Annotated in this window: 24 protein-coding genes and 2 tRNA genes; 9 read left to right on the top strand and 17 right to left on the bottom strand. The window is 35.5% G+C overall.

The window, feature by feature from the left end; all coding sequences use genetic code 11:
- Positions 1–5: 5 nt before the first annotated feature.
- The 3 genes from OD90_RS07485 to OD90_RS07475 all read right to left on the bottom strand — a co-directional run bounded on the left by OD90_RS07485 (position 6) and on the right by OD90_RS07475 (position 2,379).
- The gene (locus OD90_RS07485) at positions 6–680 is read right to left on the bottom strand and encodes a DUF6089 family protein (RefSeq protein ID WP_144668501.1); all 675 of its coding nucleotides are present in this window, start codon (positions 678–680) and stop codon (positions 6–8) included.
- Positions 681–835: 155 nt separating this feature from the next.
- On the bottom strand, positions 836–1,717 hold the full coding sequence (locus tag OD90_RS07480; protein ID WP_144668499.1) for an NAD kinase: 882 nt from the start codon (positions 1,715–1,717) through the stop codon (positions 836–838).
- Between the two features lie 5 nt (positions 1,718–1,722).
- Complete coding sequence (locus tag OD90_RS07475; RefSeq protein ID WP_144668497.1) at positions 1,723–2,379, bottom strand: CBS domain-containing protein; 657 nt, start codon at positions 2,377–2,379, stop codon at positions 1,723–1,725.
- 154 nt (positions 2,380–2,533) lie between these two features.
- Between OD90_RS07475 and OD90_RS07470 the strand changes: the two genes are divergently transcribed.
- The 8 genes from OD90_RS07470 (at position 2,534) to clpX (ending at position 10,937) form a co-directional block, all read left to right on the top strand.
- On the top strand, positions 2,534–3,247 hold the full coding sequence (locus OD90_RS07470) for a pyridoxine 5'-phosphate synthase (RefSeq protein ID WP_144668495.1): 714 nt from the start codon (positions 2,534–2,536) through the stop codon (positions 3,245–3,247).
- A 3-nt stretch (positions 3,248–3,250) separates the two neighbouring features.
- The gene (locus OD90_RS07465; protein ID WP_144668493.1) at positions 3,251–4,018 is read left to right on the top strand and encodes an alpha/beta fold hydrolase; all 768 of its coding nucleotides are present in this window, start codon (positions 3,251–3,253) and stop codon (positions 4,016–4,018) included.
- A gap of 127 nt (positions 4,019–4,145) precedes the next feature.
- The gene (locus OD90_RS07460) at positions 4,146–5,417 is read left to right on the top strand and encodes an OmpP1/FadL family transporter (protein ID WP_144668491.1); all 1,272 of its coding nucleotides are present in this window, start codon (positions 4,146–4,148) and stop codon (positions 5,415–5,417) included.
- Between the two features lie 11 nt (positions 5,418–5,428).
- A complete protein-coding gene (locus tag OD90_RS07455) occupies positions 5,429–7,015 on the top strand; it encodes a G-D-S-L family lipolytic protein (protein WP_144668489.1) in 1,587 nt (528 codons plus the stop codon).
- Positions 7,016–7,109: 94 nt separating this feature from the next.
- Complete coding sequence (locus tag OD90_RS07450) at positions 7,110–7,460, top strand: phage holin family protein (protein ID WP_144668487.1); 351 nt, start codon at positions 7,110–7,112, stop codon at positions 7,458–7,460.
- 71 nt (positions 7,461–7,531) lie between these two features.
- Positions 7,532–8,854: a trigger factor gene (gene tig / locus OD90_RS07445; RefSeq protein WP_144668485.1), complete on the top strand. Its 1,323-nt coding sequence runs from the start codon at positions 7,532–7,534 to the stop codon at positions 8,852–8,854.
- 88 nt (positions 8,855–8,942) lie between these two features.
- Positions 8,943–9,617, top strand: coding sequence for an ATP-dependent Clp endopeptidase proteolytic subunit ClpP (gene clpP / locus OD90_RS07440; RefSeq protein ID WP_144668483.1), 675 nt, complete (start codon positions 8,943–8,945; stop codon positions 9,615–9,617).
- Between the two features lie 87 nt (positions 9,618–9,704).
- Positions 9,705–10,937, top strand: a complete 1,233-nt coding sequence (gene clpX / locus OD90_RS07435) for an ATP-dependent Clp protease ATP-binding subunit ClpX (RefSeq protein WP_144668481.1) — start codon at positions 9,705–9,707, stop codon at positions 10,935–10,937.
- A 53-nt stretch (positions 10,938–10,990) separates the two neighbouring features.
- On the opposite strand, the gene OD90_RS07430 is transcribed toward clpX, so the two are convergent.
- Positions 10,991–11,065: transfer RNA gene (locus OD90_RS07430), tRNA-Pro, on the bottom strand.
- A gap of 63 nt (positions 11,066–11,128) precedes the next feature.
- Positions 11,129–11,578 (bottom strand): hypothetical protein, encoded by a 450-nt coding sequence (locus tag OD90_RS07425; protein ID WP_261374478.1) that lies wholly within the window; start codon positions 11,576–11,578, stop codon positions 11,129–11,131.
- A gap of 186 nt (positions 11,579–11,764) precedes the next feature.
- Here OD90_RS07425 and OD90_RS07420 point away from each other — a divergent pair.
- Positions 11,765–11,839 (top strand) — tRNA-Pro (locus OD90_RS07420).
- A gap of 108 nt (positions 11,840–11,947) precedes the next feature.
- Here OD90_RS07420 and OD90_RS07415 read toward each other — a convergent pair.
- The 12 genes from OD90_RS07415 to OD90_RS07360 all read right to left on the bottom strand — a co-directional run bounded on the left by OD90_RS07415 (position 11,948) and on the right by OD90_RS07360 (position 21,175).
- Positions 11,948–12,892 (bottom strand): DUF3078 domain-containing protein, encoded by a 945-nt coding sequence (locus tag OD90_RS07415; RefSeq protein ID WP_144668479.1) that lies wholly within the window; start codon positions 12,890–12,892, stop codon positions 11,948–11,950.
- A 105-nt stretch (positions 12,893–12,997) separates the two neighbouring features.
- The gene (locus OD90_RS07410) at positions 12,998–13,957 is read right to left on the bottom strand and encodes a DUF3078 domain-containing protein (protein ID WP_144668477.1); all 960 of its coding nucleotides are present in this window, start codon (positions 13,955–13,957) and stop codon (positions 12,998–13,000) included.
- 66 nt (positions 13,958–14,023) lie between these two features.
- Positions 14,024–14,533: a DUF2480 family protein gene (locus OD90_RS07405; protein WP_144668475.1), complete on the bottom strand. Its 510-nt coding sequence runs from the start codon at positions 14,531–14,533 to the stop codon at positions 14,024–14,026.
- Positions 14,534–14,559: 26 nt separating this feature from the next.
- Complete coding sequence (locus OD90_RS07400; protein WP_144668473.1) at positions 14,560–14,883, bottom strand: DUF59 domain-containing protein; 324 nt, start codon at positions 14,881–14,883, stop codon at positions 14,560–14,562.
- A gap of 6 nt (positions 14,884–14,889) precedes the next feature.
- Entirely contained in the window at positions 14,890–15,315 is a 426-nt protein-coding gene (locus OD90_RS07395; RefSeq protein WP_144668471.1) for a SufE family protein, read from the bottom strand.
- Positions 15,316–15,317: 2 nt separating this feature from the next.
- Entirely contained in the window at positions 15,318–15,752 is a 435-nt protein-coding gene (locus tag OD90_RS07390) for an META domain-containing protein (RefSeq protein WP_144668469.1), read from the bottom strand.
- A gap of 52 nt (positions 15,753–15,804) precedes the next feature.
- A complete protein-coding gene (locus OD90_RS07385) occupies positions 15,805–16,362 on the bottom strand; it encodes a GNAT family N-acetyltransferase (RefSeq protein WP_144668467.1) in 558 nt (185 codons plus the stop codon).
- 17 nt (positions 16,363–16,379) lie between these two features.
- Positions 16,380–17,606, bottom strand: a complete 1,227-nt coding sequence (locus OD90_RS07380) for an aminotransferase class V-fold PLP-dependent enzyme (protein ID WP_144668465.1) — start codon at positions 17,604–17,606, stop codon at positions 16,380–16,382.
- A 115-nt stretch (positions 17,607–17,721) separates the two neighbouring features.
- Positions 17,722–19,035: a Fe-S cluster assembly protein SufD gene (gene sufD, locus OD90_RS07375; protein WP_144668463.1), complete on the bottom strand. Its 1,314-nt coding sequence runs from the start codon at positions 19,033–19,035 to the stop codon at positions 17,722–17,724.
- A gap of 74 nt (positions 19,036–19,109) precedes the next feature.
- Entirely contained in the window at positions 19,110–19,862 is a 753-nt protein-coding gene (sufC, locus tag OD90_RS07370) for a Fe-S cluster assembly ATPase SufC (RefSeq protein ID WP_144668461.1), read from the bottom strand.
- 11 nt (positions 19,863–19,873) lie between these two features.
- Positions 19,874–20,284, bottom strand: coding sequence for a hypothetical protein (locus tag OD90_RS07365; protein WP_144668459.1), 411 nt, complete (start codon positions 20,282–20,284; stop codon positions 19,874–19,876).
- Positions 20,285–20,290: 6 nt separating this feature from the next.
- The gene (locus tag OD90_RS07360) at positions 20,291–21,175 is read right to left on the bottom strand and encodes an N-acyl homoserine lactonase family protein (protein ID WP_144668457.1); all 885 of its coding nucleotides are present in this window, start codon (positions 21,173–21,175) and stop codon (positions 20,291–20,293) included.
- Positions 21,176–21,190: the final 15 nt, after the last annotated feature.

Here is a 21,190-nt window from a genome sequence, read left to right as displayed (position 1 = left end):
TTATCTTAAAAAACGCAGAAACAAGGCCTGCGACCAAAGGTAAAGCTTACAGTAATTCCTGTAAACATATACCAGTCATCATTGTTTTTATTTCCAAACTCTAACATGCCATCACCGGGAGCGCTCCCATCTAAGTTGTCTGTTAAAGTGTAGCGTATTCCTCCTTCAAGAGCAAATACTACATTAGAATTAAAAGCAGCCTTGTAACCTAATACTAATGGGATAGCCACATCCCAAGTATACCCTGTTGAGACTAGATTACTGTTGCTAAGGTTTAATTCTTCATGATTAAAATATGTAAAACCCGTATATAAGTACGGAGCATTAGGGTTTCTTTTGTTAAACATATCAAATTCCCAAAAGGTATATTCTAGACCTAAAGAGAATTCTTTTATACTATTTTTAAAACTCAATCCTCGAGAGTTCCTTCTCGCCTCACTGCTCTTGTTGTCATCACCTTCTAGTTCAGAAAAAAGAGCTGTAAATCTAAAAGAATGTCTTGCACTTCTATTCCATTTAAAAATCCCTCCTATAACAGGTTTATTGGGAGCGATATAATTTGTAGAGCCTACATCTCCTATAAAGTTTGAACCTCCTAGAAAAGCACCTATCTCATAGGTTTGCGCAGTCAGGTTCACGTTCCAAAAAAGGGCGACTATTATAATCGTCAGATACCTCATATAGCTATAAAAGTTTGCAAATATACTAATTCTGTGATCGTACTAACAATACCGTATGTTAAGATGGGGTGATTGTGCTTACGCTTTCGCGAAAGCGAACTCCACTCACGTGTATGCTAGCCATTAACAAAACAGTAAGAGGACAAATATATTGTTTAATTACGTTTATCTTCTCCCCAAAGAAGTTTGGCTCTAAGTGTTTGTAAAAAACTGTCGCCTTCTAGATGAATGAGATTTATATGAAACGGAGCTTTCTCAAGGGTGATGATAGTCTCATTATTTAAAGTGGCGATGCGAGAATCTAGTGATATGAGATGCTGTTCCTCTCTTCCAGAAACAGTAAGTTCAATAACAGTGTCATCCGGAATAACGAGAGGTCTTGCATTGAGGTTGTGCGGGGCTATTGGGGTCAAAATGAGACTTGATGTGTGCGGAGCAATTACGGGGCCTCCGCAACTCAAAGAATAGCCTGTAGAACCTGTTGGAGTGGATACAATTAGTCCGTCTGCCCAATAATTTGTAAGATCTTCTCCGTTGAGCTTTGTTTTTACAGAAATCATAGAAGTTGTATTTTTTCTGCTTACTGAAATTTCATTAAGTGCAAAGTTCAATTCACCAAAAGTATCTTTGTTCTTTGTAGTAATTTGCAGGAGACTTCTTTTTGAAATGCTGTACTTACCTGTAAGAATTTTTTCTATAGAAGGAGCAATATCTGTTTTCTTAATAGTAGCTAGAAATCCTAGTCTACCTGTATTTATGCCTATAATGGGTATGCTTAAGTCTCTTACGTACGTTACAGTTTTTAGAATGGTTCCGTCACCTCCAATACTTACAAAAAGATCATAGCTATTGTCTAATTCTCTAAAGGTACTAAAGTGTCCATAATCCTTATCTATAGTATCATTTTCGTGTATAAGTTTTAAAAAATTTTTTTCAATAATAACTTCTATCTTCTTTTTGTCTAAGATGTCCAGTAGCTCTTGTATATATTGTCCAGCTTCCTTGTGATAGAATTGACCGTAAATGCCTACTTTCATAAAGTTTACATGTTTAAATACTTTTCAAGGTATTTTGATCGCTTGTGAAGATCCTTAATAAAAGTATCTTCCTGATGGCTAGAAACAACATTATAGCTGTACCTTCTAAAAGCGGCTAAGATATCATTGAAGTTAGATCTTCCTATTTTTATAGAAATCTGAGCTATGTCTTGTTCTATTTTTGAAATAAACATTCCCCAAATCTTCCCTTCATTAGACTCAACAATTTGTGTTATCTCACTAAAAGAATAATCTAGCACTCCTTTCTCAATAATAACAACACTTCCTGGTTCTTGAATGAAAGGAGTGTTGTTAAAAAAACTCATAACATCCTCTAATTCATAATATCCTAAATATTGACTTTCTTGGTCTAGAACTGGCATTAAATTACAACCGTGCTGAGCAAAAGACTCCAGTACATCTAGCCAAGAGGTCTCATACCTCACAAAAAAATGTTCATACCCTTGATTATACTCACTAATTATAGCGTTTGCATTGTAGCAATGAGTATCATTCTCAGCTAGTGATCCTACATATACACCATCCCTTTGGATAGGAACATGAGAATATGTGGTCTGGCTAAAGATCGATTGGACATCTCCTATGGTTTCTTTTTCAGAAACCGGCTGTATGTCATTAATAATAAAGTCTGTTAATGTCATAATGCAAAATAATGAAAAAATAACCGCTCAGGGCAACTGTCTTCGTATTTTTGTAAACCTACATTTTTAAGAATCTTAAATTAATAAAGTTTAATTTTTTATTGGATGTATGTGGTATTTTAAAATTAGATTTCAAGTTGACAAGTAAAAGAATATGACAAAATTAAGTGTAAACATTAATAAGATTGCTACACTCAGAAATGCAAGAGGCGGGAATGTTCCAGATTTATTAAAAGTAGCAACAGACCTTGAAAGGATGGGTGCTCAAGGGATCACCATTCATCCTCGTCCAGATGAGCGCCATATAAAATATCAAGACGCGCGTGATCTTGTTGATATTGTAACAACAGAGTTTAATATCGAAGGAAACCCTATTCAGAAATTTATTGATCTTGTATTAGAAACAAAACCAACGCAAGTCACATTAGTTCCTGACACTGTAGACGCAATTACAAGTGATTCTGGTTGGGATACTGTAAAACACAAAAGTTTTCTGCAAGAAGTGATTGCTCAGTTTAAAGAAGAAGGAATTAGAACCTCAATATTTGTGGATCCTATTCCAGCAATGATTGAGGGGGCTCGAGAAACGGGTACAGATCGTATAGAGCTGTATACAGAGTCTTATGCAACTAAGTATATGACAGATAGACAAGCGGCGGTAAAACCTTTTATAGAGAGTGCATTTATTGCAAGTGATTTAGGTCTTGGAATAAATGCAGGTCATGACTTGTCTCTTAAAAATATCGAGTATTTTCATAATAGCATTCCAGATCTTTTAGAGGTATCTATTGGACATGCACTTATTGCAGAATCACTATATCTTGGATTTGAAACTACGATACAATCTTATCTTGAAAAATTAAAATAGCCTATGACTATTTATAGTAAAATAATCGGAAAAGGCACTCCTTTGGTTATTCTGCACGGATTTTTGGGGATGGGTGATAATTGGAAGACATTAGGGCGGCAATTTGCAGCAGATGGATATGAAGTGCATTTGGTAGATCAGCGTAATCATGGAAGGAGTTTTCATAGTGAGCATTTTAACTACAGCCTGTTAGTAGAGGATTTAAAGGTGTATTGTGACGAAAAAGGTCTTGATCAGATTCATCTTTTAGGTCATTCTATGGGAGGAAAGACAGCTATGCTTTTTGCAGTAACGTATCCAGAGTTAGTAAAAAAACTCATCATTGCAGATATAGGAGTAAAAGCTTACCCACAACATCACCAGCAAATTTTAGAAGGATTAATGGCGCTTTCAAAAAATGCTAATGCGCTTTCAAGTAGAACGGAGTCTGATAATTTTCTTTCGACCTATGTTTCTGATGAAGGAACCCGAATGTTTTTGCTTAAAAACCTATATTGGAAAGAGAAAGGGGTGCTGGCATTACGCATGAATTTACCAGCGTTAGTTGCACATATTGAAGAAATAGGAAAACCGTTGCCAGATGGCGCGAGCTATAGTGGAGAAGCACTTTTTCTAAAGGGAGAAAAATCAAATTATATTCTTTTAGAAGATGAGAATGAGATTTTTAATGCTTTCGCGAAAGCAAAATTAAAACCTATTTCTAAGGCTGGGCATTGGCTTCATGCAGAAAATCCGAAAGATTTTTATAAAGAAGTGATAAATTTTTTATAACATTGTCACAAAGAATTTGTTATGTACGCATAGTAAATTAATAATATTATTAGAGAACTCTTAAGTAATTTACAGTATACGTGCTTATTTTTGAGATATATTTAAATTTCCTTAACATCATTAAATTATGAAAAAAGTATTAAGTGCCTTTGTACTATTGCTTGTTGGTACCATGGTGTACGCAGGTGGTTATCGTGTAAGCCTACAGGGACAACGCGGTCTAGCTATGGGCCACACAGGTGTGGCTATGATTAACAACGCAGAGCTTGCGTTTTTTAACCCTGGCGGTCTCATACATCTTGAAAATAAACTCAATATCGCTGCAGGTGGTTTTGGTGTGTTTTCTGACGTAAAATTTCAAAATCCTGAGTACGGACAGTCTGTTCAGACAGATAGTCCAACAGGAACGCCGTTGTATTTATATGCAAGTTACAAGCTAAATGAAAGGGTTGCAGTAGGACTAGCGGTTTATACACCGTATGGAAGTACTGTTGAGTATCCAACAGATTGGGCGGGCTCTCATTTAGTAAACAGTATAGAATTATCTGCGATATTCATACAGCCGTTAGCATCATTTAAGCTTTTGGATGACTTAAGTATAGGAGGGGGACCAATTCTTGCTATAGGAGGTGTAAACTTTAACAGAAACCTATCAAGATCAACTGTAGATATCGATGGTAATCGATCCAATGTTGAGATCGATGCGCAAGGAGTGAATGCTTTTGGCTTTTCAGTTGGAGCAATGATCACGCCTAGCGACATGTGGTCTTTTGGATTAAACTATAGGTCTAAGATTGATGTAAAGGTAGAAGCTGGAGACGGGGATGCGGTTTTTACAAATGTTCCAAATTCTCCATTATCACCAATACAAAATGGTACATATGATTTTACTGCAACATTACCATTACCTGCAGAATGGACAGTAGGGGCTTCGTTTAAACCTACAGAAAAGTGGACTTTAAATTTTGATTATAATTATGCAGAGTGGGAAGCATATGATTCATTAGATCTCGATTTTCTAAACAGTGATGGTTCTGTAGCTTTAGAGTCTAGAAATGCTCGTAACTATAAGAATGCTTCTACTTTTAGACTTGGCGCTCAATATGAAGTTAGCAGTAAATTTGCGTTAAGAGCAGGAACATATTTTGATGAGTCTCCAGTACGAGATGGATATTTTGCTCCAGAAACCCCTAGAAATGATTCTTTTGGATTTACGGGAGGTTTGACCTTTAATGTTACGGATAAATTAGCTATTGATGCTTCATTCTTATACTTACGCTTTAAAGAGGTAGATGCTTCATATGACTATTATGAGGAAAATGGTGTGATAACTCCATTTGAAGGAACGTATAAATCAAGTGCTTTTTCACCAGGTATTGGCGTGAGCTATAAACTTTAAAAATTATTACAATGAAAAAATATTTAAATTATATCGCATTGCCTGCGATTGCTTTAGGGCTTGTGGCTTGTGAGCCTGAGTTTGATAATGATATTACAGATGAAGGTGTATATACAAGTGGAGAGGCAGACTTTTCAAACTATGTAGCTGTAGGAAACTCTCTTACTGCTGGGTATGCAGATCAAGCATTGTATATTACAGGACAGCAAAATTCATATCCTAATATTATGGCTCAACAGTTTGAGCTTGCTGGTGGAGGTGAGTTTACACAACCTCTTGTAAATGATAATACTGGAGGAATCCTTTTAGGGGGGCAACAAATTTTACCTAACCGTTTCGTACTAGCTGTTGATGCAGAGGGTAATCCTGGGCCAGCAAGACTATCAGGAACACCAACAACTGATATAACTAACGTTTTGACGGGGTCTTTTAATAATTATGGGGTTCCTGGTGCAAAAAGTTTTCACCTATTAGCGCCTGGATATGGTAACGTTGCTGGAGTTCAGACAGGTCAGGCAAATCCTTATTTTGTCCGTTTTGCTTCTAGTGCGAATGCTACAGTTATTGGAGATGCAGTTGCTGCAAATCCAACATTCTTTTCACTTTGGATAGGAAACAATGATATTCTAGGGTTTGCTACTTCTGGAGGATCAGGAGTTGATCAAACAGGAAATCTTGATCCTACTACCTATGGAGGTAATGATATCACAGATCCTAATGTTTTTGCAAGCGTTTATGCTCAAGAAGTTGCAGCTTTAGTTTCAACTGGTGCAAAAGGAGCTTTAGTTAACATTCCAGATGTAACTTCTATACCATACTTTACTACGGTTCCTTCTCAAGCAATTCCATTAGATGCTCAGACAGCTGGTACATTAAATGCAGTTTTTGGAGCTTACAACACTCAGATTTTACCTGGACTTGTACAATTTGGTGTAATCACTGCTGATGAAGCTGCTTTACGTCAAGTTACTTTTCAAGAAGGAGCAAACTTTATAACTATTCAAGATGAAGATTTAACAGATATTTCTACAATTGTTCAAGGAGCGCCTTTCAATCTAGATCCAATAACAGCAGGTTTGTTATCTCAATTACGCCAGACTACTAATGAAGATCTTATTCCTCTTCCTGCATCTGGAGTACTGGGTACGACAGATCAAGAGTTTTTTGATTTCTTAGTTAATGTCGCTGGTGTGAGTCCTGAGCAAGCTGCTTTGCAATCTATTAATGGTGTTTCAAGACCACTTCAAGACGCAAATGTTTTGACAACTTCAGAGCAAACACTTATTGCTAATGCTCAAGCACAATATAATGCTACAATAAGGGCTTTAGCAGATGCAAATGATCTTGCCTTTGTTGATGCGCAATCTGAACTTCAAGCAGTAGCTCAAGGAGGTGTTGCTTTTAATGGAGGTGTTTTGACATCTGCATTTGTGACAGGAGGTGCCTTTTCTTTAGATGGTGTTCACCCATCTCCTCGTGGATATGCTTTTACAGCAAACGCAATTATAGATGCCATTAATGAAAAATACAATGCAACGGTTCCTAATGTAAATATTGGGAACTACGGCACAGTTACAGCGAGTAACGATGTAAATTAACAGCATTTTTATCATAAATTAAAAAGCACCTTTTAAGGTGCTTTTTTTTTATATTTATTTTTGCTTTCGCGAAAGCGTGCTAAAACAAAAAAACATGAAATCTATTTTAAAAATTTTACTTACAGCATTTGTTGTTGTTATACTTGCGAAAATCATACCAGGGGTAACTGTAGCTAGTTATATGTATGCAATATTTGTAGCCATTATATTATCTCTTCTTAAGTTCATTGTGCGGCCTATTTTAATAATTCTCACATTGCCCGTGACCATTGTAACATTTGGGCTGTTCTTATTTATAATCAACGCATTACTTATTATGCTTACAGACTTTTTTATCTCAGGATTTGAAGTAAGTAGTATTTGGACTGCATTACTGTTCAGTATCTTATTAAGTATATTTCAAAGTGTCTTGTTTACCCTTGTGCCAGACAGCAAAAAGGACTAAGAGACAGTTAATTAAAAGATTGTCTGAATGAAAAAAAAATTGTATTTTTGCGCCCTCAAAATTAGATAAGAATGAATATTACAAAAGAGCAAATAGACGACTTGAACGCAGTAGTAAAGGTTGAAATCGTTAAGGAAGATTATAACGAGAAGGTGGAGTCTATACTTAAAAATTATCGCAAAACGGCAAATATTCCTGGTTTTAGAAAAGGACATGTACCTATGGGTATGGTCAAAAAACAGTACGGAATGCCTGTGCGTGTTGATGAAGTAAATAAATTAATTCAAGAAGCTCTAAGTAAATTTTTAAACGAAGAAAAACTAGATGTTTTAGGAAATCCATTACCTAAAAATCAAGAAGATTTTAATTGGGATTCTGAAGATTACAGCTTTGAGTTTGAACTCGGCCTTGCTCCAAAGTTTGATGTTAACTTATCACCTAAAAAAGCAATTACTAGCTATAAAATAAAGGTTGATGATAAAATGGTAGATAATCAAATCACTACCATTAGAAAACAATACGGTAAAATTATATCTCAGACCGAAGTAGGAAAAGATAGTGAAGTTTCTGGAACATTCTTGAACGAACAAGCTGGTATAGATTCTAAAACTACTTTTGAGGTAGCAAACCTGAAAGGAAAGAAAAATGTAGACGCATTTGTAGGAGCAAAGCCAGGTGATGTAATCACTCTAAAGACTAAAGGTTTATTTTCAGAAACAAGTTCTTATCAGTCTGCATTAAAAATATCTGAAGAAGAGGCAAAAGATCTTAATGCTGAAGTTGCTTTTACCTTAACAGAGACAAATAAGAGAGAGCCAGCTGACTTGGATCAAGAGCTTTTTGACAAATTATTTGGTAAAGATGCTGTAAAAAGTGTTACAGAGCTGGAAGCTAAAATAAAAGAAGATGGTGAGCGCCAGTTTGTACAACAAAGCGATCAGCAGTTAATGAATGACGTTACAGAGCGTCTTATCGATGAGACAAAATTTGATTTACCATCAGATTTTCTTTCTAGATGGATACAGTCTACAGGTGAAAAGCCTATGACAGAAGAAGAAGCAAAAGAAGAATTCACACGTTCTGAAAAAGGATTAAGATGGCAACTTATAGAAGGAAAACTAATTGCAGATAACAAGCTTCAAGTTACCTTCGAAGAGTTAAAAGAATATGCAAAAGAAATGATCAAATCGCAAATGATGCAATATGGTCAAATGAATCCTGAGGATAAAGAACTAGATGATATAGCAGCTAGAATATTAGGTAATCAAGAAGAAGTAAAACGCCTTTCTGAGCAACTTATGAACGTGAAAATGCTATCTTTCTTCAAAGAAAATATGAAATTAAAAGAAAAAGAAGTGACCTTTGATGAGTTTGTAAAGGAAGTTTACAATTAGAATAGGTCCTAGATAATAAGTATCTTTAAAGCGTTTTACTTGTATAGGTAAAACGCTTTTTTTTAAAAAAAATAGTGGAATAAGATATATGGATTACGGAAAAGAATTTAAAGAATTTGCTATTAAAGATAGAGGGATAAGCTCTACTTATTACGATAAATTAACCTCTGCAATGACACCTGTAGGACTTACTCCTAATATCATTGAAGAACGTCAGATGAACATTGCTCAAATGGATGTTTTTTCTAGACTTATGATGGATCGTATTATTTTCCTTGGAATGGGAATTAATGATCAAGTAGCAAATATTGTACAGGCACAGTTACTTTTTTTAGAAAGCACAGATGCAAATAAGGATATTCAAATCTACATCAATTCTCCTGGAGGGAGTGTATATGCAGGATTAGGAATATATGATACCATGCAATTTATCAAGCCAGATGTTGCGACAATCTGTACGGGAATGGCTGCATCAATGGGGGCGGTACTTTTATGTGCTGGTGAAAAAGGAAAACGTAGTGGTTTACCACATTCACGCGTGATGATACACCAACCTATGGGCGGCGCTCAAGGTCAAGCAAGTGATATAGAGATCACTGCAAAGGAAATACTTACACTCAAGAAAGAATTGTACGAGATTATAGCAAAACATTCTGGTCAGGACTATGAGAAGGTATATAATGATAGTGATCGTGATTACTGGATGAAGGCAGATAAAGCCCTTGAGTATGGTATGATAGATGAAATTTTGAAGAGAGATTAATTTTAAAAAAATTCTATGGTTATTACGCTTTTGCGAAAGCGTAATGTTATTTAAACCAGTGAATGACCCTTATATATTGAAGATACGATGGCGAAAGAAGATTTAGAATGTTCATTTTGTGGTAGGAAAAAGCCAGAAACCAATCTTTTGATTGCAGGACTTGATGCGCACATATGTGACCGCTGTATTGAGCAAGCTCACGGTATTGTGGCAGAAGAGTCAAAAGATACCGCTACTAACGACCTAGAAGGGGAGTTACAATTAAAAACACCTCATGAAATTAAGGCATTTCTTGATCAGTATGTGATAGGGCAAGAATTTACTAAGAAAGTAATGTCTGTAGCAGTTTATAATCACTATAAGCGCTTACTGCAGCCTGCATCTGATGATGACATTGAAATTCAAAAGAGTAATATTGTAATGGTGGGTCAGACAGGTACTGGGAAAACCCTTATTGCAAAAACAGTTGCTCGTATGCTCAATGTACCGCTTGCTATTGTAGACGCCACTGTACTTACAGAAGCTGGCTATGTAGGTGAAGATGTAGAAAGTATATTGACAAGATTGTTACAAGCTGCAGATTATAATCTAGAAAAAGCCCAGCGTGGGATTGTATTTATAGATGAAATTGATAAAATCGCTCGTAAAAGTGATAATCCTTCTATTACACGTGATGTAAGTGGAGAAGGGGTGCAACAAGCCCTACTAAAATTGCTAGAAGGAACTACAGTAAATGTACCACCAAAGGGCGGGCGTAAACATCCAGATCAAAAATTTATAGAAGTAAATACAGAGCACATTTTATTTATTGCAGGAGGAGCTTTTGATGGTATAGAGCGTCATATCTCAAAACGCTTGAATATGCAAGCTATGGGATTTGTAGCCAGTAAAAGTGATGAAGCTGTAGAAAAAGATAATTTACTTAAATATATTATCCCAAAGGATTTAAAAGATTTTGGTTTAATACCTGAAATCATTGGACGTTTACCAGTGCTAACGCATATGAATCCATTAGATTCTGGAACCTTAAGAGCAATTTTGACAGAGCCTAAAAACGCTATCATTAAGCAATATATCAAATTGTTTGATATGGATGGTGTGGCCTTCTCTATTACGGATGATGCTTTAGATTATCTCGTTGATAAGGCAATAGAATACAAATTGGGAGCTAGAGGTTTACGTAGTTTGTGTGAAGCTATTTTAACAGACGCTATGTTTGATATGCCCAGCTCTGATGAAAAGGAATTACAGGTTACAAAAAGCTATGCAGAGGCAAAACTTAATAAGTCTACACTTAAAAAGCTTAAAGCTGCATCTTAAAAACCTTTATTATTGAGATATAAAAAAACCAGCCTAAAAGGCTGGTTTTTTTGTCGGGGTAGCAAGATTCGAACTTGCGGCCTCCTCGTCCCAAACGAGGCGCGATAACCGGGCTACGCTATACCCCGAACTATTATCGGGGTGCAAATATAGTAAATTGAATTTAGTAAGCACAACATTAATTGTATTTTCTATTTAATTCTAATATAACTTTCTCCCTGAAATCTATTGCCTTCCTCATCAAGCTGGATTTGTTGGTAACTATCTGCACTGAGGAGCAGTTCAAAACGGAAAACCTTTGTGGTATCAACAATCCTCATCATGGGTCCTGAAGCATACTCGAGACGTTCTTCTAAAATCCCATTTGACACTGTGTAGCTCCCGTAGCCAAACCATTCATTACTGTCTGAGGGGTCGTTTCGTGTCCACATTACATGCCCATTGCTGTACATTTTTACTTGTCTGTATCCATTTTCGTTTGGAAGTGTTTCAGAAAGCATTCCATTCTCATACATTTGTTGGTTCTCTAATTCCCATACGCCTTCTAAAGTTAGTTCAGCGTTTTCGTAATTCAATCCATCACTTGAGATAAGTGTAGCACCCATCACATAGCAACAAAAAAGCAGTAATATTTTCATCATCTGTGGGTTTTAATTAATAAAATTTTGATTTACAGTACATTAAGGTACGAAAAAAAACTGACTATTTTTTTGAGCACGATTGTATAAAGTGGAAAGAATTAAACTTCAAATTTCTATATTTATCATTCAGTATAGTATGTACAAATTACACTGTAATAAGCTCAATGTGGAGCTATATTTTAGATACGGGTAGTAGCTTAGTCCGGTTAAAGTGCTGGTCTGGGGGACCAGAGATCGGAGGTTCGAATCCTCTCTACCCGACATACTTTGAGCTAGAGCACTCGGTTCAAAAGTGATGTGTTATTGTTTAATAAAAAAGTGAGTACCATATGGTACTCACTTTTTTTCTAGGTATTCAAAAATAATTTCTTAGAAAGAATACGTCAGTCCTAATAAGTAGTAGGTCTGTATAGTGTTATCTATATTTTTAAAGGTAGGCTCAGGTTCGATTGGAGTCTCTATCAGTGCATATTGACCTAGCTCATAAGCAAGTGTTTCTTGCTTATTACCTCTTAATCCAAATTCAAAACCAACTCCTATTTGATTAAATAATTTATAATTAAATGAGTTAATCCAAGTAAAATTAGAATAATCATTGCTTTTATAACTTTGGAAAGCAGATAAATTTGATTTAAAAGCGATTTTACCAATCTGCCTTGTGTAATCTGCAACAATTTTTGCGCCCAAGGAAGACTCATATACTGCTTCAGTGTTACTGAATACAAAATTATAGTTAAGGGGGTGTACCACTACTACAAGATTTGCGATAGGAGTCCAAGTAGCACCAACACCTATATCTAAATAACCTGGGTCATTAAAGTTATTCAACACCGTTGTTCTATATTCTGCCAGTGTGGAAATCGCAAGTTTCTCTGATAATTTATAACCATACAATGAAGATATATTAAAAACGTCTGTCGCTTCTCTAAAGCTATCATCATCTGTTGGATCATCCTTATCGTCAAACTTGACCCAGCCCAAATTTACATTGAGGCTATTTCTCCAAAAATATTTAGGTGCCATTTTATTGGCAAATACATTTCCTGTAATACCTATATTTCCTGAAGAAACATTAGGGTTCCCTTGAGAGTACCAATCATTAAATCTAGAGAAGTTAGCCCCTATCGTGCCAAATGCTCCATATTTCCAACCTGGAAGAGCGTCTATTTGAGCTTGCAAAGCAGCTACTTCTCCTTGAAGTTTCTTAATCTCTGCATTTTTAGGAGCTTGCTCAGCTTTTAATTCTTCCTCTGTTTGAGCTTGGATACCTACTGATAGAAGTAATGCTATAGTAATTGTAAAAATTCTTTTCATACTATCAATTTATTTAATTGTGAAATATAAAGCTTATTATAAAAAATACTTCATCAACTTAGAAAGTTTTTATGTTTTACAATAAAAATTAAATTATTGGTCAGTTTACGATTTCCACTCAATGAAAGCATATTTTAAGCCTATTCCCAGAACTTCCCTGACTTGTAGGCCAGAAACTCCGTTATCATCATAGATAAGTTGTAAAGCTAAATTTGTAGTAACATATCGATTCACTTGCATCGCTAGATTTAGTGTGTAATCGAGATCAATATTTTTGGTTTCTTCTAAGTAGTCTGCATATAGATTGAGTGTGTTTTCAAACTCCATATTTTTTAAGAGCTCTTCTTTGTAATATAAACTTAAAGAAGCACCTAGTTCAAACCGAAAGGATTCATTTGCTTCTACACCAAAATAAGGTTCGTATGCTTCCACAGCCTCAGGATTTGTCTTGTCAATACATGTAAATTTGGATTTAACAAAAATAAATCTAGCAGTCGCTGGTGCAAGATTTATGCTGAGATCATTACTTTTTTTCCATAAAATCCCAGGTCCAGATTGCAGGTATGCTGGTGAAAAACTATCTGATATTTCTATTCGATCTTGAACAACCTCTACAATTTCACCAGTATCATCTAGAATTTCTCTATCAAAAAAAGTATATCCAGGAGCTATTTGTGTTCTAAAATTTAAAAGCCCAGAATAATACCAATTTGTTTTTCTTATTCTACTACCTACCAGGCTATTTAATTCCAGTTTATCTGTGGTTTTACGAGTATATTTCTGATCTTTTGTAGCTGCTAGCCCAAGAATTGCAGTGAGCTTTGTATCCCAATTGAGTTTTCGTCTTTTGTAATTAATATCCCAATTAAGATTAAAGTTACCTGCAACATTAGAGGTTCCTCCACCTTGCCAGTCACTACTAAATGCACTTTGAGAGAATAACAGCTCTGTAAGACCTACACTACGCCAGCCATCTGGTATTGAGTCTTTTTTCTTTTTAGTTTTTTCTTGAGAATAAAGTAGGGTTGAGAAACCTAGAAAAAATATTAGAAGTAAACGAGACATGAGTATTCTACTTTGGAAATTAAAAGTTAAATATACCTGTGTAGCATAAAAAAATTAAATAGAAATCTATTTGGCTTTTTTATAAAGTGGGACAGAAGAACAAGCTTCACCAAACATCAAACTGCGTACGATGGGTTGTAGTTTTTCAATAAGTAATAAATAAGCATTTTCAGGAACGGGCTTATTTGAGCACCCCTTTATAATAAGAGGTACATTTTCATATTGCGAAGTGTTTAGCTCTGCAATTTTTTCAGTGTATAAAACAGTTTCTAGAAGCTCTAAAGAGCCAGTTATGGTTTTATTTGCAATGCCATTTAAATGTGTGGAAACAAGCATGAATGCCCATGCAGGAATAATTGCATTCGTGCTACATTGTAATGCTACAAAACAGTGATTGTATTGTAGCCAATTGTGATTTTTTACGCTTTCGCGAAAGCGGGACTCCCTCAATAAAATTCCTTCTTCTAACCACTGAGAAATATCTAATACTACTCTTCTTCCAGGAGGATATAAATCCTCTAGGTCAAATGTAACAAGTTTACTATTTGCAACTCTATTGATAATCTCCTCAGCCATGTATATGCATTTTTTAGAATAAGCATTTAAAGCATTCCAAGCTCAAGTTTTGCCTCTTCACTCATTAAATCTTGTGTCCACGGTGGATCAAAAGTGATTTCTACTTCACAATCCTTTACCTCTTTGAGAGATTTTACTTTTTCTTCTACTTCAAGAGGAAGTGTTTCTGCTACAGGACAGTTAGGCGTTGTTAACGTCATCAAAATTTTTGTATCCATATCTTCATTTACAAAAACATCGTAAATAAGTCCTAACTCGTAGATGTCTACAGGTATTTCTGGATCATATATGGTTTTAAGGACACGTACAATTTTATCTCCGAGTTCTTCTGTGTTTATTTGGTCACTCATAACTATCTAGTTCAATTGTGTTTGATATGCAACAGCATATAATTTTATTTGTTTTATCATGCTCACTAATCCATTTGCGCGTGTAGGTGAAAGGTGTTCCTTCAAGCCTATCTCATCAATAAAATCTGTGTTTGCATCTAAAATAGCTTGTGGTGGTTGCCCAGAAAAAGCACGAATGAGAATAGCAATAATACCTTTTGTGATAATGGCATCACTATCTGCTGTGAAGCCTACTTTTCCATCTTTCATATCTGCATGAACCCATACTTTACTTTGACACCCCTTGATAATATAATCTTGTGTTTTAAATTGATCATCAATGAGAGGTAAAGACTTTCCTAAATCTATCATGTACTCGTAGCGTTGCATCCAGTCGTCAAACATAGAGAACTCATCTATGATTTCTTCTTGTATTTCTTGTATCGTTGCCATAATTAGATGTCTGTAGGTTTAGCCTTTAAAAGAACATTACGCTCTTTATCAAACAGAATGAGTATGTTTTTTTCAATCGTAAATGCATTTACTTTGGGTAGCGCTTCTGTAAACTTCTGCTCTATATCCATACCATCTGCACAAGCCTTTTTGGTAGCCAAAGGAGCAACTATTTCTAATTTTCCACCTCCTTCTGTAAAAGCTGCATTATATGTATTACAACCTGCAAATCCTTGAATACGCCTAAGTTGATTGTCTATATTAAAAGTTGGCCTATTAGTCATTAAAGTTTTATCCCCTAGTTGAGTTATTGTAAAATATCCGGCAAAGCGAGGGCCCATAACGGTTTTATCTTCTATACTTTTTACTTGGGTAGACTTACAACTTATAAGTAGCGCAACAATGGCCAAATTCAGAATGAATAAGTTTTTTTTCATAATATAAATATTGTGACAAAGATAGTGCCCAAATGTGTAACTGCCATCTTGACTATGATAGCATTTTATGCATATAGCATATACGTCTATAATCGTCGTGTAATAGGTTAAAGTCTAACAGTTGCGATCCAGACTTATAATATCCTAATCCTTTATAGAATGCTTGAGCTTGTGTTTGTTTTTCCATAGCATCTAGCCATATAAGGTTGCTTTTTTTTGATCTTGCAAGATATTCACAATAATTCATTAGTTGTTTTCCTATTCCTTTGCCTTGCATCTCTTGTTTTAAATAAATACGATGTACTTTTAAAGCATTAGGTTCAGCGAGTGGCTCATATGTACAATCTGATATGGTCTTTAAAATTCCTATTGTTTGAAATGCTTCTGTATTGCTTTCGCGAAAGCGTATAAAATTATATGAACCTCCCTCTTGGTTTAATTCAAGATCAAGATTTTCTTGATTGTATATGTTAGTTAGATACCAAGAACAATCATCTTTCCAGTAATGCATGTATACGGGAGGATAAATTTCCCACATTAGTTCCCAAAGTTCTTCTTGATCTTTACTTTTTATAGCATCAAGAAAAATAAGTTCAGAAATTTGAATCATCCTACTAAGAACTCTGTTTAAGATAGCATTTGCACCGCTCTTTTTGTTGCTGTCACGAAGGCGTCGATTTCTTCTTTTGTGTTATAAAATGAAAAACTAGCACGGATAGTTCCAGGTATTTTATAAAAATCCATAATAGGCTGCGCGCAATGATGCCCAGTTCTAACCGCAATACCTAGCTTGTCTAAAATAGTCCCGATATCGTAAGGATGTATGTCTCCTACATTGAAAGAAATCACAGCCGTTTTCTCTTTTGAAGTTCCGTAGATCTTTAGATTTTCTATCTTTAGGAGTTCATCTGTGGCATACTTAAGTAATTCACTCTCATAAGCAGCTATTTTATCAAAGCCAATCTTATTCATGTAATCCAATCCTGCAGCGGTTGCGATACCTCCACAAATGTTAGGTGTCCCTGCCTCAAATTTATGAGGTAAGCCTGCATACGTAGTTTTTTCAAAAGTTACTTGATCAATCATCTCACCGCCACCTTGGTAAGGAGGTAATTTTTCTAGCCACTTTTCTTTCCCATATAAAATTCCCACTCCTGTAGGACCGCAAATTTTGTGAGCAGAACAAACATAAAAATCGGCATTGAGATCTTGAAGATCTGGTTTTATATGAGGTGTTGCTTGTGCGCCATCAATAAGAACAGCTGCTCCCACTTTATGAGCCTCTTCAATTATATGTTTGATAGGATTTATAGTTCCTAATGCATTCGAAACGTGATTTACAAATACGAGCTTCAATTTTGATGACATCGCTTTCGCGAAAACGTCCATATCTAACTCACCGCTTTCTGTCTGTGGGATTACTTTAAGAACAGCTCCAGTCTTTTCACAAAGCATTTGCCAAGGCACAATATTGCTGTGATGTTCTAATGCTGAAACCAATACTTCATCGCCATCTTCTAAAATATCTGTAAAGCCATTTGCAACTAAATTTATAGCATGTGTTGTTCCTGCAGTAAAAATTATCTCGTAAGGTTGTGCAGCATTAAAATGATGTTGAATTGTAATGCGAGCCTGCTCGTATTTATCCGTTGCTTCTTGAGAAAGGGTGTGTACGCCGCGATGTATGTTTGCATTGTAGTTAGAGTAATAATCTACAATAGTGTCAATTACCATTTGTGGTGTTTGAGAGGTTGCTGCGTTATCAAAATAAATAAGGGACTTACCATTTACTTCTCTTTTGAGAATGGGAAAATCGTTACGTATCTTAAGAATATCTTGCTCGTTTAAGGTCATTTAAATGCTGTTGTAAATTAAATCCCCTCTCTTTAGTCAAAAAGAGAGGGGATTTTTATGTTCATTTGTTTCTTTTAACAAAAAACAAAATTTTTGATAAACTCTCTAATTTCTGTTATTGTTCAAATCCAATGTTAACACCTATTTTCTTTGCAATAAGCTTTGTGATTCTGTCTTTTAACTGTGGGATTTTCACACTAGATAATACTGTGTTTGCAAAGGCATACATTAATAAAGCGCGTCCTTCTTTTTCTCCGATACCACGAGACTGTAAATAAAATAGTGCGCTTTCATCTAGTTGACCTATGGTGCAACCGTGTGAACAGCGTACATCGTCTGCAAAGATTTCTAATTGAGGTTTTGAATTTATGGTTGCGGTATCATCTAATAAAATATTGTTATTAGACTGGTAGGCATTTGTTTTTTGAGCTTCCTTTTCTACTACTACCTTACCATTAAAAACACCCACAGATTTGTCTGCAAATATGCCTTTGTAATCTTGGTGACTCTCACAGTTAGGAGTAATGTGGTGCACTAAGGTGTTGTGATCTACATGTTGCTTCCCTTCAATAATGGTCACTCCTTTAAGGATAGAATCCATATACTCTCCTTTTTGGTAAAAGTTGAGATTATTTCGGGTGATATTGCCACCTAGTGAAAAAGTGTGTACAGAAACGATACTTTCTTTATGTTGCTCAATTTCTGTAGTGTCTATAAGTGATGCTTCTAGATTGTCATTCTGAATCTTATAATAATCAACAAGAGCTCTTTTATCTGCAAAAATTTCTGTTACAGAATTAGTCAACACTTTTTTATCTGTAAGGCTCTGATGACGTTCGATAATTTGCACTTCACTATTTTCTTCTGCAACGATCAGGTTGCGAGGTTGTAACATGGCAGCATCATTTATTCCTGTCGAGAAGTGAATGATTTGAATAGGTTTTGCAGCTACCTTCCCTTTAGGAATGTAGATATAAGCTCCGTCTTTGGTAAAAGCGGTATTGAGAGCATCCATAGAATCACCCTTGGCAATTTTATTAAAATACACATCAATTACTTGTTTGTATTTAGGCTTTGATAAAGCAGCCCCCATCGTACAGACGTCTATGCCATCATGAGTTGTTTCAGAAAGATAAGAACTGAAAACCCCGTCGATAAAAACAATTTTGTACGTATCTAAATCATTCAGGAAGTATTGCTTAACATCTTTAAAGTCAAGAGCAGCCTCTTTACTTGGGAAAATTGAATAATCCTCTTTTAGAACGCTATTCAAGGAGGTGTATTTCCAATTCTCTAATTTCTTAGTTGGAAATCCCTCTGCTTCAAAAGTTTTTATGGCCTTGTTGCGGATATCGTAAATAGGCGAGTCTGCATCAATGCTTTCTTGAAGAATAATATGATTACTTACTAATTTTTCTTTTAAACTCATATTGTTAAATTATGATCTCAAAGTGATGTGTTTATGATTAAAATAAACTCAATGCGCATCACTATGAAATTATTTTAAGCGCCTACCTCTTCTTTCAGCCAATCGTATCCTTTTTCCTCAAGCTCCAAGGCAAGTTCTTTTCCACCAGAACGTACAATTTTACCATTCATCAAAACGTGGACGTAATCTGGCACTATATATTCTAATAATCGCTGGTAATGTGTAATAACTAATACGGCATTATCTTCGCTCTTGAGTTTGTTTACACCATTTGCTACAATACGTAACGCATCGATATCAAGACCAGAATCTGTTTCATCAAGAATAGCTAGCTTAGGCTCAAGCATTGCCATTTGAAAAATTTCGTTACGCTTCTTTTCTCCACCAGAAAATCCTACATTTAAGGAACGAGAAAGAAATTTACGATCCATTTCAAGAAGCTCTGCTTTTTCTTTGATTTTTTTAAGCATTTCGCTGGCAGGCATGTCTTCTAAGCCTTTTGCTTTGCGAGTCTCATTGATCGCAGTTTTGATGAAATTTGTTACAGAAACCCCAGGGATTTCTACAGGATACTGAAAAGATAGAAAGATACCTTCATGTGCTCTCTCTTCTGGATCCATTTCTAAAATAGAATTTCCATTAAGTTCTATCTCTCCACCGTTTACCTCATACTCTTCTTTTCCAGCAATTACAGAAGCGAGCGTACTTTTTCCAGAACCGTTAGGTCCCATAATAGCATGCACTTCGCCAGCTTTCATTTCAAGGTTGATTCCTTTAAGAATATCTTTTTCTTCAATACCTGCTTGCAGATTCTTTACTGATAACATAATTCTACGTTCTAATTTTGTGATAGCGTATCACTTTCTACTTCTATAGGCACATCCCCAGCATTGAGTCTGTCACCTGCTTTTAATCGTAAAGGGGTATCTCCTTTAGGAGCCTTCACTTCTATAATTTCTTTAATGGTTACGATACTATCCCAACCCTCAGTTCCTTCTTCTTTGGCTTTTACTGTAGCCTTTACGATAACTGGAACCATGTCAAACTCATCTCTTTGTAAGGGCTTTATAATAGTTGCCAGCTCGTGCATTTTCTCATCTAAAGTAACACCATAAATGTAAGTGTCTCCTTTTAATACCGCAGCGTCTGTAAGAAAAATAAATTCTCCTTCATATACGCTAGAGGCGGCATCATTTTTACAACTTATTGTTAAAAAAACCGCTAAAAATAACAGAAGGACACGTCTCATTATTTATTAATTGAGTTTAGAAGGAGTGTTAGCAAAATCTTCAGCATCATGCTGGATGATCACTTTTGCATTGTTCGCTTTCGCGAAAGCTTCAAAATCTTTTATACTTTTTTCTGTTTCTGGAATATCATAATTGAACTGTGGTACAATTTGATTTTCACGATTTTTTTCAAAATGATAGATGTCACCAGAGAGAAGTGTAGGTCCATTATTCTTAAGCTTTAAGAATAGTACTTGATGTCCTGGGGTGTGACCTGGCATAGATTTTATAACTACGGTGCCGTCACCAAAAACATCTTTGTCACCAGTGAGTTTTTCTACATTAGTTAATTTTGAGAAGCTGCTTGGGTCGTAAAATGTGTTTCCCTTAATTTCTTCTCCATTTGCAAAACTATATTCTTCAAATTGTACAAGCCATTTTGCGTCTGGAAAATTATTTGCTGCACCTGTATGATCAAAATGTATGTGCGAGAACGCAATCATATCAATGTCAGAAGTTGTCATCCCAATTTGTGCAAGCTGTGTCTTAATTGAATCTTTACGTGAGATAGTAAAAGCTCCTCCTTCTGGGGTGTAAGGGTCTTTACCTACAAGCATTTCTGGTAAACCAGTATCCCAAAGCAAATTTCCTTTGGGGTGCTTTATAATAAAGAAAGCATCTGCTAACTGTTTTGATTCCCCTTTATAGGTGTCTCCTTGTGCAAATAAGTTTAGGTTATTTGCCATAATAGAACCTCCATCAAGTTTATGTAGCGTTATTTCAGGTAGCGTGTCTACTTTTATAACAGCATTTTCTTCGGCAGCTTTTTTTCCTTCTTCGTACCCTTTTTTAAAGTCTTCACAAGAAGTTATGGATAATAGTAAGATTGCAATTGCCAGTATTTTTTTCATAACTATTTTTCTATT

Origin of the sequence: Dokdonia sp. Hel_I_53 (assembly GCF_007827465.1) — a bacterium.
Lineage (GTDB): Bacteria > Bacteroidota > Bacteroidia > Flavobacteriales > Flavobacteriaceae > Dokdonia.
The sequence above is the reverse complement of the archived record's forward strand: the minus strand, read 5'-3'. Positions and strand labels throughout refer to the sequence as shown.

Bases quoted from the DNA above. Each gene is read 5' to 3' on its own strand.
- sufD (WP_144668463.1), bottom strand. From the start codon at position 19,035: ATGAGTTTAAAAGAAAAATTAGTAAGTAATCATATTATTCTTCAAGAA.
- OD90_RS07460 (WP_144668491.1), top strand. From the start codon at position 4,146: ATGAAAAAAGTATTAAGTGCCTTTGTACTATTGCTTGTTGGTACCATG.
- OD90_RS07360 (WP_144668457.1), bottom strand. From the start codon at position 21,175: ATGAAAAAAATACTGGCAATTGCAATCTTACTATTATCCATAACTTCT.
- OD90_RS07395 (WP_144668471.1), bottom strand. From the start codon at position 15,315: ATGGCAACGATACAAGAAATACAAGAAGAAATCATAGATGAGTTCTCT.
- OD90_RS07465 (WP_144668493.1), top strand. From the start codon at position 3,251: ATGACTATTTATAGTAAAATAATCGGAAAAGGCACTCCTTTGGTTATT.
- OD90_RS07415 (WP_144668479.1), bottom strand. From the start codon at position 12,892: ATGAAAAGAATTTTTACAATTACTATAGCATTACTTCTATCAGTAGGT.
- OD90_RS07455 (WP_144668489.1), top strand. From the start codon at position 5,429: ATGAAAAAATATTTAAATTATATCGCATTGCCTGCGATTGCTTTAGGG.
- OD90_RS07425 (WP_261374478.1), bottom strand. From the start codon at position 11,578: ATGATGAAAATATTACTGCTTTTTTGTTGCTATGTGATGGGTGCTACA.
- OD90_RS07365 (WP_144668459.1), bottom strand. From the start codon at position 20,284: ATGAGACGTGTCCTTCTGTTATTTTTAGCGGTTTTTTTAACAATAAGT.
- OD90_RS07450 (WP_144668487.1), top strand. From the start codon at position 7,110: ATGAAATCTATTTTAAAAATTTTACTTACAGCATTTGTTGTTGTTATA.
- sufC (WP_144668461.1), bottom strand. From the start codon at position 19,862: ATGTTATCAGTAAAGAATCTGCAAGCAGGTATTGAAGAAAAAGATATT.
- OD90_RS07390 (WP_144668469.1), bottom strand. From the start codon at position 15,752: ATGAAAAAAAACTTATTCATTCTGAATTTGGCCATTGTTGCGCTACTT.
- OD90_RS07485 (WP_144668501.1), bottom strand. From the start codon at position 680: ATGAGGTATCTGACGATTATAATAGTCGCCCTTTTTTGGAACGTGAAC.
- OD90_RS07410 (WP_144668477.1), bottom strand. From the start codon at position 13,957: ATGTCTCGTTTACTTCTAATATTTTTTCTAGGTTTCTCAACCCTACTT.
- OD90_RS07380 (WP_144668465.1), bottom strand. From the start codon at position 17,606: ATGACCTTAAACGAGCAAGATATTCTTAAGATACGTAACGATTTTCCC.
- tig (WP_144668485.1), top strand. From the start codon at position 7,532: ATGAATATTACAAAAGAGCAAATAGACGACTTGAACGCAGTAGTAAAG.
- OD90_RS07480 (WP_144668499.1), bottom strand. From the start codon at position 1,717: ATGAAAGTAGGCATTTACGGTCAATTCTATCACAAGGAAGCTGGACAA.
- OD90_RS07475 (WP_144668497.1), bottom strand. From the start codon at position 2,379: ATGACATTAACAGACTTTATTATTAATGACATACAGCCGGTTTCTGAA.
- OD90_RS07400 (WP_144668473.1), bottom strand. From the start codon at position 14,883: ATGAGTGACCAAATAAACACAGAAGAACTCGGAGATAAAATTGTACGT.
- OD90_RS07405 (WP_144668475.1), bottom strand. From the start codon at position 14,533: ATGGCTGAGGAGATTATCAATAGAGTTGCAAATAGTAAACTTGTTACA.
- clpX (WP_144668481.1), top strand. From the start codon at position 9,705: ATGGCGAAAGAAGATTTAGAATGTTCATTTTGTGGTAGGAAAAAGCCA.
- clpP (WP_144668483.1), top strand. From the start codon at position 8,943: ATGGATTACGGAAAAGAATTTAAAGAATTTGCTATTAAAGATAGAGGG.
- OD90_RS07470 (WP_144668495.1), top strand. From the start codon at position 2,534: ATGACAAAATTAAGTGTAAACATTAATAAGATTGCTACACTCAGAAAT.
- OD90_RS07385 (WP_144668467.1), bottom strand. From the start codon at position 16,362: ATGATTCAAATTTCTGAACTTATTTTTCTTGATGCTATAAAAAGTAAA.